Source organism: Pseudarthrobacter sp. YAF2 (assembly GCF_052113345.1).
In the GTDB taxonomy this organism is placed as follows: Bacteria; Actinomycetota; Actinomycetes; order Actinomycetales; family Micrococcaceae; genus Arthrobacter.
The window spans coordinates 232,852-251,747 of record NZ_JBFRDA010000002.1 but is presented as its reverse complement, the minus strand read 5'-3'; the positions used below and the strand labels follow the sequence as shown (position 1 = coordinate 251,747).

Annotated in this window: 12 protein-coding genes; 8 read left to right on the top strand and 4 right to left on the bottom strand. The window is 66.5% G+C overall.

Going from position 1 to position 18,896, the window contains the following annotated elements:
- Positions 1-85 precede the first annotated feature (85 nt).
- The 8 genes from glmS (at position 86) to AB4Y79_RS03035 (ending at position 12,981) form a co-directional block, all read left to right on the top strand.
- Positions 86-1,978: a glutamine--fructose-6-phosphate transaminase (isomerizing) gene (gene glmS, locus AB4Y79_RS03070; protein ID WP_441858657.1), complete on the top strand. Its 1,893-nt coding sequence runs from the start codon at positions 86-88 to the stop codon at positions 1,976-1,978.
- A 172-nt stretch (positions 1,979-2,150) separates the two neighbouring features.
- Positions 2,151-2,498, top strand: coding sequence for a holo-ACP synthase (locus tag AB4Y79_RS03065; protein WP_013601780.1), 348 nt, complete (start codon positions 2,151-2,153; stop codon positions 2,496-2,498).
- A 15-nt stretch (positions 2,499-2,513) separates the two neighbouring features.
- The gene (locus AB4Y79_RS03060) at positions 2,514-4,109 is read left to right on the top strand and encodes an NAD(P)H-hydrate epimerase (RefSeq protein WP_441858655.1); all 1,596 of its coding nucleotides are present in this window, start codon (positions 2,514-2,516) and stop codon (positions 4,107-4,109) included.
- 68 nt (positions 4,110-4,177) lie between these two features.
- Positions 4,178-6,484 (top strand): glycogen debranching protein GlgX, encoded by a 2,307-nt coding sequence (gene glgX, locus AB4Y79_RS03055; protein WP_441858653.1) that lies wholly within the window; start codon positions 4,178-4,180, stop codon positions 6,482-6,484.
- Positions 6,481-8,808 carry a malto-oligosyltrehalose synthase gene (treY, locus tag AB4Y79_RS03050; protein ID WP_441858651.1) on the top strand — a complete coding sequence of 776 codons (2,328 nt, stop codon included), beginning with the start codon at positions 6,481-6,483 and terminating at the stop codon, positions 8,806-8,808. Before glgX ends, treY begins: the two co-directional genes overlap by 4 nt.
- On the top strand, positions 8,805-10,571 hold the full coding sequence (gene treZ / locus AB4Y79_RS03045) for a malto-oligosyltrehalose trehalohydrolase (protein ID WP_441858650.1): 1,767 nt from the start codon (positions 8,805-8,807) through the stop codon (positions 10,569-10,571). Before treY ends, treZ begins: the two co-directional genes overlap by 4 nt.
- Positions 10,572-10,669: 98 nt before the next feature.
- A complete protein-coding gene (mgrA, locus tag AB4Y79_RS03040; RefSeq protein ID WP_441858648.1) occupies positions 10,670-11,710 on the top strand; it encodes an L-glyceraldehyde 3-phosphate reductase in 1,041 nt (346 codons plus the stop codon).
- Between the two features lie 185 nt (positions 11,711-11,895).
- Positions 11,896-12,981 (top strand): inositol-3-phosphate synthase, encoded by a 1,086-nt coding sequence (locus AB4Y79_RS03035; protein WP_441858646.1) that lies wholly within the window; start codon positions 11,896-11,898, stop codon positions 12,979-12,981.
- A 151-nt stretch (positions 12,982-13,132) separates the two neighbouring features.
- Here the strand turns inward: AB4Y79_RS03035 and AB4Y79_RS03030 are convergent, their stop codons facing one another.
- The 4 genes from AB4Y79_RS03030 to AB4Y79_RS03015 form a co-directional block, all read right to left on the bottom strand.
- On the bottom strand, positions 13,133-13,492 hold the full coding sequence (locus AB4Y79_RS03030; RefSeq protein WP_441858644.1) for an endonuclease domain-containing protein: 360 nt from the start codon (positions 13,490-13,492) through the stop codon (positions 13,133-13,135).
- Between the two features lie 777 nt (positions 13,493-14,269).
- A complete protein-coding gene (locus tag AB4Y79_RS03025) occupies positions 14,270-15,946 on the bottom strand; it encodes a formate--tetrahydrofolate ligase (protein WP_441858642.1) in 1,677 nt (558 codons plus the stop codon).
- A 120-nt stretch (positions 15,947-16,066) separates the two neighbouring features.
- Complete coding sequence (gene mshA, locus AB4Y79_RS03020) at positions 16,067-17,332, bottom strand: D-inositol-3-phosphate glycosyltransferase (RefSeq protein ID WP_441858640.1); 1,266 nt, start codon at positions 17,330-17,332, stop codon at positions 16,067-16,069.
- A gap of 76 nt (positions 17,333-17,408) precedes the next feature.
- The gene (locus AB4Y79_RS03015) at positions 17,409-18,854 is read right to left on the bottom strand and encodes a family 4 glycosyl hydrolase (RefSeq protein WP_441858638.1); all 1,446 of its coding nucleotides are present in this window, start codon (positions 18,852-18,854) and stop codon (positions 17,409-17,411) included.
- Positions 18,855-18,896: the final 42 nt, after the last annotated feature.

The following is an 18,896-nucleotide window of genomic DNA, read 5'->3' as shown; positions in this document are numbered from 1 at the left end:
CAGCGCGGCGACGTACGTCACGTGGGCCGCGCGCGGGTGCTTTCCGGTTTAGAGCAACAGGCACGCTGCCGATAGTCTTGTGACTATGTGTGGAATCGTGGGTTACGTAGGCCGTTCGACCGACGGTGCAATTAACGGTCACAGCGCGTTGGACGTTGTCCTGGAGGGGCTGCGCCGCCTGGAGTACCGCGGGTACGACTCTGCCGGGGTGGCCGTGGTGTCCGAGGGTGCCATCGAATCGCGGAAGAAGTCCGGGAAGCTGAGCAACCTGATCAATGAGCTGGAGGCCCGGCCGCTGCCCGAAACGATGACCGGCATCGGGCACACCCGCTGGGCGACGCACGGCGGCCCCACGGACCGCAACGCGCACCCGCATCTGGCTGACGGTGGCAAGCTGGCCGTGATCCACAACGGCATCATCGAAAACTTCGCCGAGCTCAAGCTTGAGCTGCTCGAAAAGGGCGTCACCTTCCTGTCCGAAACGGACACCGAGGTGGCCGCCGCACTGCTGGCGGACATCCTGCGGAACCAGTTGGGCGGCGACACCGCCAACGGTGGCCTGACCCGTGCCATGGAGCTGGCCTGCCAGCGCCTTGAGGGCGCCTTCACCCTGCTGGCCGTGCACGCGGACCAGCCCGACGTCGTCGTGGCCGCCCGCCGCAACTCACCGCTGGTGGTGGGCTTGGGTGAGGGGGAGAACTTCCTGGGCTCGGACGTGTCCGGGTTCATCGACTACACCCGCCGGGCGGTGGAGCTGGGCCAGGACCAAATCGTCACCATCACCGCGGACACCGTGGAAATCACCGATTTCTACGGCAACCCGGCCCAGGGCAAGGAATACCACGTTGACTGGGATCCGGCCTCGGCGGAAAAGGGCGGCTTCTCCTCCTTCATGGAGAAGGAGATCAACGACCAGCCCGACGCCGTGGCCCAGACCCTGCTGGGACGCTCGGACATCAAGGGCAAGCTGACCCTGGACGAGCTCCGGATCGATCCGGAACTGCTGAAGCAGGTCAACAAGATCATCGTGCTGGCCTGCGGCACCGCCGCCTACGCGGGCATGGTGGCCAAGTACGCCATCGAGAACTGGTGCCGGATCCCCACCGAAGTGGAGCTCGCACACGAGTTCCGCTACCGCGACCCGATCCTGGACGAGAACACCCTGGTGGTGTCCATCAGCCAGTCCGGCGAAACCATGGACACCCTGATGGCCGTCAGGTACGCCCGCGAACAGGGCGCCAAGACCATCTCCATCTGCAACACCAACGGCTCCACCATCCCGCGCGAATCCGATGCCGTCCTGTACACGCACGCCGGCCCGGAAATCGCCGTCGCCTCCACCAAAGCGTTCCTTGCGCAGATCACCGCCGCCTACCTGCTGGGCCTGTACCTGGCGCAGCTGCGCGGCAACATCTTCTCCGGCCAAATCAAGGACGTCCTGGCGGACCTGAACAAGATCCCCGCCAAGATCCAGACCATCCTCGACAGCGCCGGCCCGCTGCGCGAACTGGCCCGCAGCATGGCCAACGAGAAGTCAGTGCTGTTCCTTGGCCGCCACGTTGGCTATCCCGTGGCACTCGAAGGCGCGTTGAAGCTCAAGGAGATCGCGTACATCCACGCTGAGGGCTTCGCCGCCGGTGAGCTCAAGCACGGCCCCATCGCCCTGATCGATGAAGGCCAGCCGGTGTTCGTGGTGGTCCCGTCCCCGCGCGGACGCGACTCGCTGCACGCCAAGGTGGTCTCCAACATCCAGGAAGTCCGCGCCCGCGGCGCCCGCACCCTGGTCATCGCAGAGGAAGGCGACGAAGCCGTCAAGGCCTACGCCGAGTACGTCTTCTACGTCCCCGAAACCCCCACCCTGCTCATGCCGCTGCTGACCACGGTGCCGCTGCAGATTTTCGCCGCAGAGCTGGCAGCAGCCAAGGGGTACGACGTGGACCAGCCCCGCAACCTGGCCAAGAGCGTCACAGTCGAATAAACGGTTCGCCACCGAACAGCTGGAAGCCCCGGGCCCGACGCCTGGGGCTTCCGGCGTTAACACGCCGATGCCAAAACCAGGTGTTGCGCTGATGGCGGACAAGGTCGATATCCCGGCCGAACCACGGCGTGCGCCGCCTTCCCGCCATGACCGCCCCCGTAGACTGAACCGCATGATCGTAGGCATTGGGGTAGACGTAGTAGACATCGAACGATTCGGCCGCCAACTGGAGCGCACGCCCGGCCTGCGGGACCGGCTGTTCGTCCCTGCGGAGCGGGAACTGAACACCCGGTCCCTGGCTGCCCGGTTCGCGGCAAAGGAAGCCGTCGCCAAGGTCCTCGGGGCGCCTGCAGGCATGAACTGGCAGGACTGCTGGATCGGCCTCGACCACAACGGCCCCACCGTCCAGGTCAAGGGCACCGTCCTGGCGGTTGCCGAGGCCAAAGGCGTCAAGCGCTGGCACCTGTCCATCAGCCACGACGGCGGCATTGCCACGGCAACGGTCCTGGCCGAAGGCTGACCCGGCGGCCGCCGCATGATCACTGCCTACACAGGAACGCAGGTCCGCGCAGCCGAGGAACCCCTCCTGGCCGCCGGCATGGGGGACACACTCATGCAGCGCGCCGCGCACGGCCTGGCAAACGCCGTCGTCCAGGAACTCCAATCACGCGGCGCACGCCTGTACGGGGCCAGCGTGGTGGTGCTGGCCGGGAAGGGGAATAACGGCGGCGACGGCCTGTACGCGGCCTCCTTCCTCGCCGCCCGCGGAATGCGTACGACGACGGTGCTCACCGGCGATTCCGCCCATCCGGGCGGCCTGGACGCATTCGAGCGCACCGGTGGCCGGGCGCGACGGCTCACTAAGGCGGAACTTCCGGAACTGGCGGCCGAAGCCGCCCGGGCCGACGTCGTGATTGACGCCGTGCTGGGAACCGGGGCTAAAGGCGGCCTGCGGGGACTTGCTGGAGACCTCGTGCGTGCCCTCGAAAGGGCACGCACGGCCGAAGGCGGCCACGGCTTCGTGGTGGCCTGCGACCTCCCCAGCGGTGTGGACGCGGACACGGGAGAGGCCGCCCTGCCCGTGTTGCCGGCGGACCTGACCGTCACGTTCGGGGGAGCGAAGGCCGGGCTGCTGGCCGATCCGGGGGCCGACTTCAGCGGGCGCGTGGTGGTGGTGCCGATCGGGATTGAGGAGCACTTTCCGCGGCCGTCCCTGCGCAGACTCGAAGGTGCCGAGATGGCGGGCCTTTTGCCGCACCCCGCCCGGCGTGCGCAGAAGTACTCACGGGGTGTACTCGGCGTGGTGGCAGGGTCGGAGGATTACCCTGGCGCCGCCGTTCTCGCGTGCCGGGGCGCGCTGGCCGCGGGAGCGGGCATGGTCCGGTACCTCGGTCCGCCGGCTGTGGCGCACCTGGTCCGCCAAACGTGCCCCGAGGTTGTCTGCAGCACGGGAAGCGTGGCGGAAAACCGCGTGCAGGCCTGGCTGGTGGGCTCGGGAATGGGGCCGCAGGATCACGAACAATTGGCCCGTGCCCGGGACGCCATTGATTCCGGGCTGCCGGTGGTTGCCGACGCCGGCGCGTTGCCGGCCCTTCCGGACACGCTGGCGCCGCACGTGGTGCTGACCCCGCATGCCGGGGAGCTCGCGTCGCTGTTCCAGCGACTGGGCGGCGGGGAGGACCGGGAAGCGGTGGAAGCGGGCACCCTCGCCGCCGTCCACAACGCTGCGGACCATACCGGGGCCACCGTACTGCTCAAGGGGGCCACCACCCTTGTGGCCGCACCATCAGGCGCCACCTTCAGCCAAGCGGACGGCACCCCCTGGCTGGCCACGGCCGGGAGCGGGGACGTCCTGGCCGGCGTCATTGGGGCGCTGCTGGCCCAGGCGGGGTCCGTCGTCGAGCCTTTCCGGGAGCTTGGCGTTGACGACGACGACCGCTGGGCCGCGCTGGCCGCGCTGGGAGCCGCTCTCCATGGCCGCGCGGGCAGGTCGGCGTCGGAAGCGGCGGCAGGCGGACCCATCACCGCGGGCCGCATCGCGGATGCCATACCCGAAAGTTGGGGTAAAGTCAGCATGCTTAGTAAATATGGAGCGTGGAAACGTAATAGTCACAGCCAACCACTACGGTAGGCATTAGTTCGCACCAGCAGCAGGGGCGTTCCGATGCCCTCTGCTGCTGACACAAAATGAGGAGCACGATGGAAGTCTGGCCTGGAACTGCCTATCCGCTGGGAGCGACCTTTGATGGCACCGGCACCAATTTCGCCCTGTTCAGCGAGCGGGCCGAACGGGTCGAACTCTGCCTCCTGGCTGATGACCTGACCGAGACCAGGATCGAGCTGACCGAGGTGGACGGCTACGTGTGGCACTGCTACCTGCCGCACATCCAGCCCGGCCAGAAGTACGGCTACCGCGTGCACGGTCCGTACGACCCCGCCAGCGGCAACCGTTTCAACCCGAACAAGCTGCTGATGGATCCCTACGCCAAGGCCATCCAGGGCCAGATCGACTGGGACCCGGCCCTGTTCTCGTACGAGTTTGGTGACCCGGACTCCCGCAACGACGCCGACTCCGCCCCGCACACCATGCACGGCGTGGTCATCAACCCCTTCTTCGAGTGGGACGGCGACCGCCAGCTGCGGATTCCCTACCACCAGTCCGTCATCTACGAAGCCCACGTCAAGGGCCTCACCGAACTCCACCCGGAGATCCCCGAAGAGCAACGCGGCACGTACGCAGGCGTGGCGCATCCGGCCGTGATTGAGCACCTGAAAAAACTCGGTGCCACCGCCATCGAGCTCATGCCCGTCCACCAGTTCGTTAATGACGGCACCCTGGTGGAGAAGGGGCTCAACAACTACTGGGGCTACAACACCATCGGCTTCTTCGCCCCACAGAACACTTACAGCGCCACCGGCGACGTCGGGCATCAGGTCCAGGAATTCAAGGCGATGGTCCGCGACCTGCATCGCGCCGGCATCGAAGTGATCCTCGATGTCGTCTACAACCACACCGCCGAAGGCAACCACCTGGGCCCCACGCTGTCCTTCAAGGGCATCGACAACCAGGCCTACTACCGCCTGGTGGACAACGACCTCAAGCACTACATGGACTACACGGGCACGGGCAACTCGCTGAACGTCCGCCACCCGCACTCCCTCCAGTTGCTGATGGATTCCCTGCGCTACTGGGTCACCGAGATGCACGTGGACGGCTTCCGCTTCGACCTCGCCTCCACCCTGGCCCGCGAGTTCTACGACGTCGACAAGCTCTCAACCTTCTTCGAACTGATCCAGCAGGATCCGATTGTTTCCCAGGTCAAGCTGATCGCCGAACCGTGGGACGTCGGCCCCGGCGGCTACCAGGTGGGCAACTTCCCGCCGCAGTGGACGGAATGGAACGGTAAGTACCGCGACACCGTCCGTGACTTCTGGCGCGGCGAACCCGCCACCCTTGGCGAATTCGCGTCCCGCCTGACCGGCTCCGCGGACCTTTACGAAAGCTCCGCCCGGCGCCCGGTGGCCTCGATTAACTTTGTCACCGCCCACGACGGCTTCACCATGCGCGACCTCGTCTCCTACAACGAGAAGCACAACGAGGCCAACGGCGAAGGCAACAACGACGGCGAATCGCACAACCGGTCCTGGAACTGCGGCGTTGAAGGCGACACGGACGATGACAAGGTCCTGACGCTGCGGGCGCGCCAGCAGCGGAACTTCATCGCCACGCTGTTGCTCTCCCAGGGCGTACCCATGCTGCTGCACGGCGACGAGCTGGGCCGCACCCAGCAGGGAAACAACAACACCTATTGCCAGGACTCCGAGCTCAGCTGGATCCACTGGGAAGCCATGGACCAGCCGCTGGTGGAGTTCACCGCATTCGTCAATAAGCTCCGGCACGACCACCCCACGTTCCGCCGCAGCCGCTTCTTCGACGGCCGGCCGGTGGTACGTGGTGAGGGCGAAAAGCTCCCGGACATCGTCTGGCTGAAGACCGACGGCACCGAGATGCGGCCCGAAGACTGGGGAAGCGGCTTCGGCCGGACCATCGGCGTGTTCTACAACGGCGATGGCATCCAGGAGCAGGATTCACGCGGCCGGCGCATCACCGACGACAGCTTCATCATGGCGTTCAACGCGCACGACGACGCCGTGGACTTCTGCCTGCCTTCCGACGAGTACTCCCAGTACTGGGAAGTCCTGATCGATACGGCAGCGCAGGCCGACGCCTACGAACCGCTCAAAGCCGGCGCAACCCTGGCACTGGACGCAAAGTCGATGGTGGTACTGCGCGCCTACTCCGGCCCCGAGGCTGAGGTGGATACGTCGGCGGCCGCGTCCCTGGCCTCCATGGCCGAACACGAAGAGGCCCAGGAGGAGATGGTGGAGGCCCAGACCAAGGCAGCGGAAGCGAGCGAAGCACGGGCAACCGAAGCCGCCGACGCTACGGCAGCGGCTGAGGAAAAGGCAACCGAAACGAGTGCCACAAAGGCAACCGACGCATGAGGACGCCAACTTCCACCTACCGGCTCCAAATCCGGAGCAGCTTCACCCTCTTCGACGCTGCAGAGAAGGTCCCGTACCTGAAGGACCTCGGCGTGGACTGGGTGTACCTGTCTCCCATCCTCACCGCGGAGCAGGGTTCGGACCACGGCTATGACGTGACCGACCCCTCCGCCGTGGACCCGGACCGAGGCGGCCCCGAAGGCCTCCTGGCGCTCTCCAGGGCGGCCCGCGAGCACGGCATGGGCGTCCTGGTGGACATCGTGCCCAACCACGTCGGCGTGGCCTCCCCGCCGCAAAACCCGTGGTGGTGGTCCCTGCTGAAGGAAGGCCGCGACTCGCCCTACGCCGAAGCGTTCGACGTCGACTGGGACCTGGGCGGCGGAAAGGTCCGGCTTCCCATGCTGGGCTCGGACGCGGACCTGGACAAGCTGGAGGTCAAGGACGGCGAACTCCGCTACTACGACCACCGGTTCCCCCTTGCCGAAGGAACATACAGCGAAGGGGATTCCCCGCAGGACGTCCACGCCCGCCAGCACTACGAGCTGATGGACTGGCGCCGTGCCGATGGCGAGTTGAACTACCGGCGCTTCTTCGCGGTGACCACCCTCGCCGGGATCCGGGTGGAAGTGCCGTCCGTCTTCGAGAAGGCCCATGCCGAGGTGGGCCGCTGGTTCACCGAAGGCCTGGTGGACGGGCTCCGCGTGGACCACCCGGACGGTCTGGCCGATCCCGCCGGCTATCTCCGCTGGCTCAAGGACCTCAGCGGCGGCGCGTACGTCCTGGTGGAGAAGATCCTTGAACCGGGCGAGGTGCTGCCGCAGGAGTTCGCGTGCGAGGGCGCCACCGGATACGACGCCCTGGCCGACGTGGACCGGGTCTTCGTGGACCCGGCGGGGCAACAGGCCCTGGACTCCCTGGACGCTGCGCTGCGTGGAACCACGGAACCGGCAGACTATGCCGCCATGATCCGCGGCACCAAGCGCATGATTGCCGACGGCATCCTGCGTTCGGAGGTGCTGCGGCTGGCCCGGCTGGTTCCCGAGTCCCACGGTCTCACCGTGGACCAGGCGGCCGACGCCATCGCCGAGATCATCGCGTCCTTCCCCGTATACAGGTCCTACCTGCCGGTCGGCGCCGACGTCCTCAAGGAAGCCTGCGAGTCAGCCGCCGCGCACCGGCCGGACCTGGACGTGGCGGTGGGAACCCTCCTTCCGCTGCTCCTGGATCCTGCCAATCCCATCGCCATCCGGTTCCAGCAGACCTCCGGCATGGTCATGGCCAAAGGTGTCGAGGACACAGCCTTTTACCGCTACACCCGGCTGGGCACCCTGACCGAGGTGGGCGCCGAACCTACCGAATTCGCCGTGGCGCCGGAGGAATTCCACCGGCGGATGCAGCGGCGCCAGCAGGACCTGCCGCTGTCCATGACCACTCTGTCCACCCATGACACCAAGCGCAGCGAGGACGCCCGGGCACGGATCTCGGTCATCGCCGAGCTGCCGCAGGAGTGGGCGGAAACGCTGGATACCCTTCGCGGGCTGGCGCCGATCCCCGACGGCCCGTACGAGAACCTGCTGTGGCAGGCGATCGTCGGCGCGTGGCCTGCCAGCCGGGAACGGCTGCAGGGCTACGCCGAGAAGGCGGCCCGGGAGGCCGGCAACTCCACGAAATGGACGGATCCGAACGAGGCTTTTGAGGCCAAGGTCAAGGCTGCGGTGGACGCAGTTTTCGACGATGCCGCGGTGGCCAAGGTGGTGGGTGACTTCGTGGCCCGCATTGATGCTTATGCCGCTTCCAACTCCGTATCCGCCAAGCTGGTCCAGCTGACCATGCCCGGCGTGCCGGACGTCTACCAGGGCAGCGAATTCTGGGAACGGTCCCTGACGGACCCGGACAACCGCCGGCCGGTGGACTTTACTGCCCGGGAGGCTGAGCTGGCAAAGCTCGACGCCGGCACCTTGCCGGACGCGGGCACAGAGGCCAGCAAGCTTTTGGTCACCTCGCGGGCCCTCCGCCTGCGCCGGGACCGGCCGGAGCTGTTCCAGGGATACGCGCCGGTGCCAGCCACCGGCCCGGCTGCCGGGCACCTGCTCGCATTCACCCGCGGAACGGATGCTGCCTCCGGAGCCCTCACGCTTGCCACCCGGCTCCCCGCCGGACTGGAAGCCGGGGACGGCTGGCGGGACACCGCCGTCGACCTCTCCACTGCCATGCGCGACGAGCTGACGGGAGCCGGCTATGGACCAGGTCCGGTTGCGGTGGCCGACCTGCTGGGAACCTACCCGGTGGCCCTGCTGGCACCCGTAGATGGAGAAAAGCCATGACCCTTGTCAATGCTGGGCCTGAACGGTTTGATGTGTGGGCACCGGACGTTTCATCGGTGGTTTTGCTGGCCGACGGCCGGCAATACCCCATGGAGAAGAAGGACACGGCGCCGGGATCCGAAGGATGGTGGACGGCGCCTGACGCCCCGGCCGACGGCGACGTGGACTACGGGTACCTGCTGGACGGGGACACCACTCCCATCCCGGATCCCAGGTCGCGCCGGCTCCCCGCCGGCGTGCACGAACTGTCCCGGACCTACGATCCAAGCGCCCACTCGTGGCAGGATTCCGGATGGCGCGGCAAGGACCTGCAGGGGTCGGTGATCTACGAACTCCACGTAGGCACCTTCACCCCCGAAGGAACCCTTGACGCTGCCGTGGAGAAGCTGGGCTACCTGGTGGACTTGGGCATCGACTTCGTGGAGCTGCTGCCGGTCAACGGCTTCAACGGAACACACAACTGGGGCTATGACGGCGTCCAGTGGTACACGGTGCACGAGGGCTACGGCGGACCTGCCGCGTACCAGCGGTTCGTTGACGCATCCCATGCCGCCGGGCTCGGCGTCATCCAGGACGTGGTGTACAACCACCTCGGGCCCAGCGGCAACTACCTGCCCAAGTTCGGCCCCTACCTGAAGCAGGGCGACGCCAACACCTGGGGCGACTCCGTGAACCTGGACGGGCCCGGCTCTGACGTCGTCCGCGAATACATCCTGGACAACGCCGCCCTGTGGCTGCGTGACTACCGTGTGGATGGCCTTCGGCTCGACGCCGTGCACGCGCTGAGGGACGAGCGCGCAATGCACATTCTTGAGGAGCTCGGGGCCCTGGGCGACGCCGTTTCGGCCGAGACAGGGCTGCCCAAGACCCTGATTGCCGAATCCGACCTGAACAACCCGCGCCTGATCTACCCCCGGGACGTCAACGGGTACGGCCTGGCCGGGCAGTGGAGCGATGACTTCCACCATGCGGTACACGTCAATGTCAGCGGCGAAACCACCGGCTACTACTCGGACTTCGAATCGCTGGCCGTCCTTGCCAAGGTGTTGAAGGACGGGTTCCTGCACGACGGCAGCTACTCCAGCTTCCGGGGCCGGCACCACGGACGGCCCATCAACGCCTCGCTGGTGCACCCGGCGGCACTGGTGGTCTGCAACCAGAACCACGACCAGATCGGCAACCGGGCCACGGGGGACAGGCTCTCGCAGTCCCTGACCTACGGGCAGCTGGCCGTGGCCGCGGTCCTCACCCTGACCTCTCCGTTCACGCCCATGCTGTTCATGGGCGAGGAATACGGGGCCTCCACGCCGTGGCAGTTCTTCACCTCGCACCCCGAACCGGAGCTCGGAAAGGCCACCGCGGAAGGTCGCATCAGGGAATTCGAGCGCATGGGGTGGGATCCCGCCGTCGTGCCCGATCCGCAGGACCCGGAAACCTTCCGCCGGTCCAAGCTGGACTGGACCGAAGCCGGCAGGGGAGACCACGCGCGGCTCCTGGAGCTGTACCGGTCGCTGACGGCGCTGCGCCGGGAGCACCCGGAGCTGGCGGGGCTTGGCTTCGGCGGAACAGAGGTTTCGTTCGACGACGACGCCGGCTGGTTGCGGTTCAGCCGCGGTTCCGTTGAGATGGTGGTGAATTTCACCGATGCGAAGGTGCGGCTCGACGCAGCAGGGAACGTCCTGCTGGCCACGGACGAGGGGACCGCGCTTGACGGCGGTTCGCTGGCTCTGGCGCCCTGGAGCGCGGCCGTCCTCACGTCCTAGCTGCGGAAGTTGCGCCGCGGATGTGGTCCGCGGCGTAACTTTCTGCTGAGCGCTAACACCGGATGTGTAGCGCGCCTCACACTGGCAGGATAAAGCCCATGACTTATTCAGCAGCGGACAACCGTTACGAATCCATGCCCTACCGCCGCGTAGGTCGCAGCGGTCTGAAACTCCCGGCCATCTCGCTGGGCCTCTGGCACAACTTCGGCGACGACAAGCGCTTCGAAGAGCAGCGGGACATCCTCCGACGGGCCTTCGACCTCGGCGTGAACCACTTCGACCTCGCCAACAACTACGGGCCGCCGGACGGGTCAGCCGAGACCAACTTTGGCCGGCACCTCAAGGACGACTTCAAGCCCTACCGGGACGAACTGGTGATTTCCACCAAGGCCGGCTACTACATGTGGCCCGGTCCCTACGGCGAATGGGGCTCCCGTAAGTACCTGATCTCCAGCCTGGACCAGTCGCTGCAGCGCATGGGCCTTGACTACGTGGACATCTTCTACAGCCACCGGCCCGATCCTGAAACGCCCATGGAAGAGACCATGGGTGCCCTGGACTACGCCGTTCGTTCCGGCAAGGCACTGTACGCCGGCATCTCCTCCTACACGCCCGAGCAGACACTCGAGGCGGCCCGGATCCTCAAGGAAATGGGGACGCCGCTGCTCATCCACCAGCCCAGCTACTCCATGCTGAACCGCTGGACCGAGGACGGATCGCCCAACCTCTACGAGGCGCTGGACCAGGTGGGTGCCGGTTCCATCGCGTTCTCGCCCCTGGCGCAGGGCATGCTTACCGACCGCTACCTCCACGGCATCCCGGAAGACTCCCGGGCCGCCAAGGCCAGGTTCCTTTCCGAAGATTCCATCACGGAGGAGAAACTTGACCGGGTCCGCGGGCTGCGCCGCATTGCCGAAGGCCGGGGGCAGTCACTTGCCCAGATGGCCATCGCCTGGATCCTGAGGGACCAGCCGAAGGGCTCACCGGTCACCTCCGCCCTGGTTGGCGCCTCCAGCGTCCGCCAGCTCGAGGACACGCTCTCCGCCATCAACAACCTCGACTTTTCCGCCGAGGAACTGACCGCCATCGACGAGTTCGCCGTGGAGTCCGACATCAATCTCTGGAAGCAGACGCCGTGACGTCTGTCCCCAACGGGCTGTCCTGAGGAATGTTTTCTTACACAGCGGGACCGGGGGAACAACTGCCGGTCCCGCTGTGTTGGGTAGTATGAAAAGGCGCCGCGCGGCGCCGTGCCAGCCGGCCGCCGTCGGACCTCCTGCGGAGCCATACCCGGCCGGCTGACGTTTGTTCCCAAAGGAGTTTTGTGTCTTCACATCCGATTCGTGTTGCAATCGTCGGCGTGGGTAACTGCGCCGCTTCGCTGGTGCAGGGCGTCCAGTATTACAAGGATGCCGATCCCGCGGAGACCGTTCCTGGCTTGATGCACGTTGAGTTTGGCCAGTACCACGTGGGTGACGTTGAGTTCGTTGCCGCGTTTGATGTTGACGGCAAGAAGGTCGGCGTTGACCTTTCCGACGCCATCCTGGCCAGCGAGAACAACACCATCAAGATCGCCGAGGTCCCGCCCACGGGTGTGACGGTCCAGCGCGGCCACACATTGGACGGGCTGGGCAAGTACTACCTCGAGACCATCGAGGAATCCACCGAAGAGCCCGTGGACGTGGTCCAGGCGCTCAAAGACGCCAAGGTTGATGTCCTGGTCTGCTACCTGCCGGTTGGTTCGCAGCAGGCGGCCGAGTTCTACGCCCAGGCCGCGATCGACGCCGGCGTGGCGTTCGTGAACGCGCTGCCGGTCTTTATTGCCGGGACGAAGGAGTGGGCGGACAAGTTCACCGCGGCCGGGGTTCCGATCGTCGGTGATGACATCAAGAGCCAGATCGGTGCCACCATCACACACCGGGTGATGGCGAAGCTGTTCGAGGACCGGGGCGTGACCCTGGACCGGACGTACCAGCTGAATGTTGGCGGGAACATGGACTTCAAGAACATGCTCGAGCGTGACCGGCTGGAGTCCAAGAAGATTTCCAAGACCCAGGCGGTGACCTCGAACGTTGAGGCGGAGCTGGCGGCGAAGGACGTGCACATCGGCCCGTCGGACTATGTCCAGTGGCTTGATGACCGCAAGTGGGCGTTCGTGCGTCTGGAGGGCCGGAACTTTGGTGACGCCCCGGTGTCGCTGGAGTACAAGCTGGAAGTCTGGGATTCCCCGAACTCGGCCGGTGTGATCATCGACGCGATCCGTGCGGCGAAGATCGGCCTGGACCGTGGCATCGGTGGCCCGCTGCTGTCCGCGTCGAGCTACTTCATGAAGTCCCCGCCGGAGCAGTTCAACGACGACCTCGCCCGCGAAAAGGTCGAAGCCTTCATCCGCGGCGACCTCGAACGCTAACCCTCTCCAGGACGCTCCCTCACCCACACGGGTGGGGGAGCGTTCCCGCTTAACCACGCCCGCTCACGTTTGACCTGTTTTACTCAAACGCCCGCTCACGTTTGACCTGTTTTACTCAAACGCCCGCTCACGTTTGACCTGTTTTCCGCCCTTATTTGACGGTGCGATCCTTCATCCTGCGTGGGTCACTTGTGTTGGCGAAGCCTGTGGCAGTCACAGGATTGGCGTCGGAATTCCTTATGGCCTGCCTGACTCTCTTGAGCGCAGCAGCGAAACCGTTATCCTGATCGGTCTTGTCGACGATGATGACGACCCAACCGGCCCGTTCGAAGGCCTTGTCTCTGCGCCGATCGCTCCGTCGCTGCGGCTCCAAAAGGTGATGGCCGCCGTCGTACTGAATAGCAACTCTGTGCTGACGAAAGCCGAGGTCGGCTGATGGTGAGCGGGGGTCCCCCGGGCGAAGACCAATCTGCAACTCCGGTTCAGGAAGGCCAGCGTCAAGCATGGACAATCGAAGGAATGTCTCCGGCGCAGAGTCCGCCCCTACCCGCATCAGGTCCAGTGCTTGCCGGGCACGGACAACGCCCTGAAGATTTGGATGTCGGGCTACCAAACCCCGTAATTCCTCAAGCGTTGAGTACGCGCCCTCTCTGCCCTCAAGTTCCGGGCGGGGTATCCGGATGACTTGGTCTCCCATAGCCACCAAATCGTTCAATGGGAGTTGCCGTGCCATATCCAACCACGTCCGGCCCCTGGTGCTGAGCCAAATCCCGTCCACGAACTCAATCTCGCCAGGCTTCACAATGACCCGATGGCCATGAATTCCTTTTCTCCGTGCTCCGGGAAAGGCACTGGGTTTGCTGAGGTGCAGCTCGGTGGAATCGGATAGCCACGGAGGCAGGATGGAACTCTGGAGTCGAGCCGCGGTGACATGTGAAACCCACGCCCCAGGCGTAGCCTCCGACAGGCCGCGGGCGGCCTCCTCCAGACAGAAATCCCAACCGGCCGGACGGTAGAGTCCCCGGCTTACATGCTCAACATCTGTGCGCCGTAAGCGGCTGTACTTTAGCCCTGCGCCCCTGGCGCTCTCGAGAGTGAAAGGGCTGATGGCCAGGTGAGCTGGCAGGGGTGGGTGGGATCGCATACTGCATTCTCATGTAAACAGCCGATATGCGTCGGAAGTTATCCACAGGTGCTCATCAGGCCGGCAAAGCTGAGCAGGGGTTCAGGAAAAGGCGGTAAAAGGTGAGCGGGCGTCACCAAAAGATGTGCCAAAGGTGAGCAGGGGTCAGGTGAGGCCTACCGGGTTGCCGTCGGCGTCCACGTCCATCCTGAGGGCGGCCGGGACGGGTGGGAGCCCGGGCATGGTCATCACGGCGCCTGTCAGCGCAACGATGAAGCCCGCTCCGGTCTTGGGCAGCAGGTCGCGCACGTGGATGGTAAAGCCTTTGGGGGCGCCCAGGCGGGAGGCGTCGTCCGTGAAAGAGTATTGGGTCTTGGCCATGCAGACGGGCAGCCCGCTCCAGCCGTTCCGTTCGATATCGGCAAGGCGTTTCAAAGCCGGCACGGAGAAGTCCACCCCGTCTGCCCCGTAGATTTCCTGTGCAATGGTCCGGATCTTGTCCTCCACCGACAGGTCCAGCGCGTACAAATGCCGGAATTTGCTGGGAGCGTCAACCGCCTGGGCCACCAGCGCCGCGAGCTCGTCACCGCCGTCGCCCCCGCCGCCCCGGCCCCACACGTCGGCAACAGCGGCGCGCACACCTTCTGCCGCGCACCAGGCCAGCAGCCAGTCGAGTTCCTCCGACGAATCGGACGAGAACCTGTTGATGGCCACCACCGGCGTAACCCCGAACTTCTCCACGTTGTGGACGTGCCGGCGCAGGTTGGCTACGCCTGCTTCAAGCGCGGCCAGGTCCGGGCGGGTCAACGAGTCCTTGGCCACGCCGCCCTGCATTTTGAGGGCCCGCACCGTCGCCACCACCACGACGGCGGATGGTGCCAGGCCGCCGTACCGGGCTTTAATGTCCATGAATTTCTCGGCCCCCAGGTCGGCCCCGAAACCGGCTTCCGTCACCACGAGGTCCGCGAGCCGCCGGGCGGTCTGGGTGGCAATGAGCGAGTTGCAGCCGTGCGCGATGTTGGCGAATGGGCCGCCGTGCACCAGGGCGGGGGTGCCCGCGATAGTCTGCACCAGGTTGGGCTTGATGGCCTCCTTCAAGAGAAGCGTCAAGGCACCTTCCACGCCGAGGTCCGCGACCGTCACCGGCGTCCGGTCGTAGGTGTAGCCGAACGTGATCCGGCCCAGCCGCGTCCGCAAATCCGACAGGTCCGTGGCCAGGCAGAAGACGGCCATGACCTCGGACGCCACGGTGATGTCGAACCCGTCCTGCCGGGGCACCCCCTGCGTCGGACCGCCCAGCCCGATGACCACTTCGCGCAGGGACCGGTCGTTCATGTCCAGCACGCGCTTGAACGTCATCCGGCGCGGATCGATGTTCAAGGCGTTGCCCTGGTAGATGTGGTTGTCCACCAACGCCATGAGCGCGTTGTTGGCGGAGGTGATGGCATGGAAGTCGCCGGTGAAGTGCAGGTTGATCTCATCCATGGGCAGCACCTGGGAGTAACCCCCGCCGGTGGCGCCGCCCTTCATCCCGAGCACCGGTCCGAGGGATGGCTCCCGCAGCGCGATCATCACGTTGTGGCCGGCCCGGGCCAGGGAATCGGCCAGTCCCACCGTGGTGGTGGACTTGCCTTCCCCGGCCGGGGTGGGGGACATGGCGGACACGAGCACTACCTTGCCGTGCGGAGCAGGTGCCTCGAGCCTGGCCGGATCGATCTTCGCCTTGTACCGCCCGTACAGTTCAAGGGCTTCCTCGTTGATCCCTGCCGCTGCCGCGATCTCCCCGATGGGCCGGATCGGGGCAGCCCGGGCAATCTCAAGATCAGAAGGGAGACCAGACATCCTTGTCCTTTCCTGTACCGGCCGGCGCCGGACACCTGCCCCTAAGCTAACAGCACCCGGGCAGGCTGCGGAGGAACAGCGGCCCGCGGAGATGGCTTTCGAAGCAACAGCGGAAGGACGTCACGACGCGGGTACGGCCGGGGCGAGGCGGTGGCCCGAGTAATGGTCGACGGCGGCATGGTAGCTTTCGAGCGTGATGGCGGCCGTGCGCTGCCAGCCGGAGCTCTGGGCGCGGATGGCGGCGGCCCGCCCCAGGTCCTCACGGGTGGCGGGGTCGTCGTACAGGGCTTCGAGGGCATCCGCCCAGTCCGCCGCGTGGTGCCCGTCCACCAGGAGCCCGGTGCGGCCGTGGAATATTGCGCGTGACAGCCCGCCCACCCGCGTGGCCACCACGGGCGTGCCGCAGGCCTGGGCCTCAAGTGCCACCAGGCCGAAGGACTCGCTGAAGGACGGCATCACCACCACGTCCGCCGCGCGGAACCAGGATGCTAGCTCAGGCGCCTTGACCGGCGGAAGCTGCGTGACGACGTCGTCCATCCCGGCCTCCGCAACCAGGCACCGGAGGTTGAATTCCTTGTTGCCGCTCAAGGCGCCCAGAATGGTGACGCGCATGTCAATGTCCGGGCGGCGTTTCCGCAGCAGCGCCGCGGCCTTGACCAGGACCTGTGGACCTTTGAGCCGCTGGATGCGGCCGGCGAACACCAGGTGGAAGGTATCCGGGCTGATGCCGTGCTGCGCCCTGGACCGCGCCCGGAACGCCGGGGTGAAGGTGCTCAGATCCACCCCGGGCGGCGCGATATCGATTTGGTCGTAGGTGGCGCCGTAGTGGGACACGAGTTCGGCGGCCTCGGAACTGGTGTTGGCGATGAGCCTGTCCGCGCCCTCCACGATGCGGTGCTCGCCCAACTCGCGCCGGCGGGGTTCGGGCTGTTCGCCGGATTCCAGCAGCAGGTTCTTCACCTTGGCCATGGTGTGCATGGTGTGCACCAGCGGCACGTCCCAGAGCCGCGACAGTTCCAGCCCGGCGATCCCCGACACCCAGTAGTGCGAATGGATGACGTCGTACCGGCCGTGCGGCTGGCGGCGGCGGATCTGCTCGATTTCCGCCACCATGGCGTGCAGCAGCCCCGGAAGCTCTTCCTTGGGGACCTTTGTGGGCGGCCCGGCCAGGACGTTGTGGACGCACACGCCGGGGTCCGGGTGTTCGACAGCGGGCTGGTCGGCGGAGGTGGCGCGCGTGAAGATCTCCACCTCGACGCCCGCCTCTGCCAGCGCCGAGGCCAGCTCACGGATGTAGACGTTCATCCCCCCGGCGTCACCGGACCCCGGCTGTTCCATGGGGGAGGTGTGGAGGGAGAGTAAAGCGACCCTGCGGATCAGCGCCACGGGACCTCCTTCCGGCCACCGGCGCGCGTCAGCGGAGCCGGTCGAGAGCACATTCGATAAAACACTACTCCCTCACTCAACGGCCGCCGCCCGCAAACATCTTCCCCAGCGCCGGAAACGCCTCCTCGTAGCCTGCCAGCAGCCTGGTAGCCAGGTCCGGCGACGCCACGAGCGGGTGCCGGGCGAAAGCCTGCTGGGCGGCCTCGCGGTCGCCGCTGGTCGCGGCCAGGACCGAGAACCGTTCCACGTCCTTGACCTGCCGGAGCAGTTCGAGCTGCGGGTCGCCCGGCTCCCGTTGGGGCAGCGGGGAGGCGCCGGCGGCGGTGACGGTGCACGGAACCTCGACGACGGCGTCCGCGGCCAGGCCGGGTATGGCCGGTTGGGGAACACCAGGGATTGCCGGGGCCGGCAGGGGACCGGACGTTTTCCGGCCGGCTGCGGCAGCGGGTTCGACGGCGGGCGGGAGGGCGTTGCGGGTGTTGAGGATCAACTGGGTGTCTCCTCGGCCGGCGAGGGCCTTCATGGCTGCGAGGGCAACACGCTCATAGCCGCCGCCGGCCAGGTCGTCCTCGTTCCGCTGCTCACCGGCACCGCGGGCCTCGGCCAGGTACCCCTCCTCCCGGGACCGGCGCGCTTCCTCCCACAGCCGGTAGGCGTCCGGCGCGGCCGCGGCAAGCCGGGGATACAGCTCCTGCTGCTGGTTGTGGATGGCCTCGCCGCGGGTCTGCGCCATGGCCTGCATCGCCTGCCGCGCGGCGTCGCGCCGATAGTAGTAGTACAGGTATTCGTTTGGCAGCATGCCCAAGCGGGCCAGGAACGGCTGGGGGAACAGCCGGCCCTCTTCGAACGACTGGAGGGCCGGCGCGTTGGCCAGCAGGTCCGGCAGCACGTCCCGGCCACCGGACTCCAATCGGTACAGCCAGCCCAGGTGGTTCAGCCCGTAGTACCCCACGCCGCCCAACCATCCCTCCGCCAGGGGGACACGGGCGGCGCCGGCAGCCCGCTGCACCAGGCCGCCGGCTGAGTCGCAGATTCCGATGACCCTGTGCCCCAGCACGGGGAGCAGTGCCTCCGTGACCATCCCTGCGGGGTTGGTGAAATTGATCAGCCACGCGTCCGGACAGTGTTCCCGAATCAGGCGGGCCAGGTCCAGCATCGGTGGAATGGTCCGCAGGGCGTAGGAGATCCCGCCGGCTCCGGTGGTTTCCTGGCCCAGCAGTCCAAGGCCCTGCGCCACCTTTTCATCGGCAATCCGGCCAGCCGTGCCGCCGGGCCGGATCGCGGCGAACACCATGGTGGTGCCGGGCAAGGCGCCGGCAAGATCGGTGGTGGCGTGCACGGGAAGGCGGGCACCCGGGCCGGCGGGCATACCGGCCAGGACTGCGGTGACGGCCCTGAGCCGGGCGGGATCGACGTCGTAGAGCACCACCTCGGTGACCAGCCCGGAAAAGCGGCCGGACGTCAGTGCCCGGTATATCAAGGGCACGCGGAAACCCCCGCCGCCCGCAATCAGAAGCCGCATACCATGCAGTCTAGGACCCAGCCCCGACAGCTTGCCCACACC

Bases quoted from the DNA above. Each gene is read 5' to 3' on its own strand.
- treZ (WP_441858650.1), top strand. From the start codon at position 8,805: ATGACCCTTGTCAATGCTGGGCCTGAACGGTTTGATGTGTGGGCACCG.
- glmS (WP_441858657.1), top strand. From the start codon at position 86: ATGTGTGGAATCGTGGGTTACGTAGGCCGTTCGACCGACGGTGCAATT.
- AB4Y79_RS03015 (WP_441858638.1), bottom strand. From the start codon at position 18,854: ATGCGGCTTCTGATTGCGGGCGGCGGGGGTTTCCGCGTGCCCTTGATA.
- AB4Y79_RS03060 (WP_441858655.1), top strand. From the start codon at position 2,514: ATGATCACTGCCTACACAGGAACGCAGGTCCGCGCAGCCGAGGAACCC.
- mgrA (WP_441858648.1), top strand. From the start codon at position 10,670: ATGACTTATTCAGCAGCGGACAACCGTTACGAATCCATGCCCTACCGC.
- treY (WP_441858651.1), top strand. From the start codon at position 6,481: ATGAGGACGCCAACTTCCACCTACCGGCTCCAAATCCGGAGCAGCTTC.
- glgX (WP_441858653.1), top strand. From the start codon at position 4,178: ATGGAAGTCTGGCCTGGAACTGCCTATCCGCTGGGAGCGACCTTTGAT.
- AB4Y79_RS03025 (WP_441858642.1), bottom strand. From the start codon at position 15,946: ATGTCTGGTCTCCCTTCTGATCTTGAGATTGCCCGGGCTGCCCCGATC.
- AB4Y79_RS03065 (WP_013601780.1), top strand. From the start codon at position 2,151: ATGATCGTAGGCATTGGGGTAGACGTAGTAGACATCGAACGATTCGGC.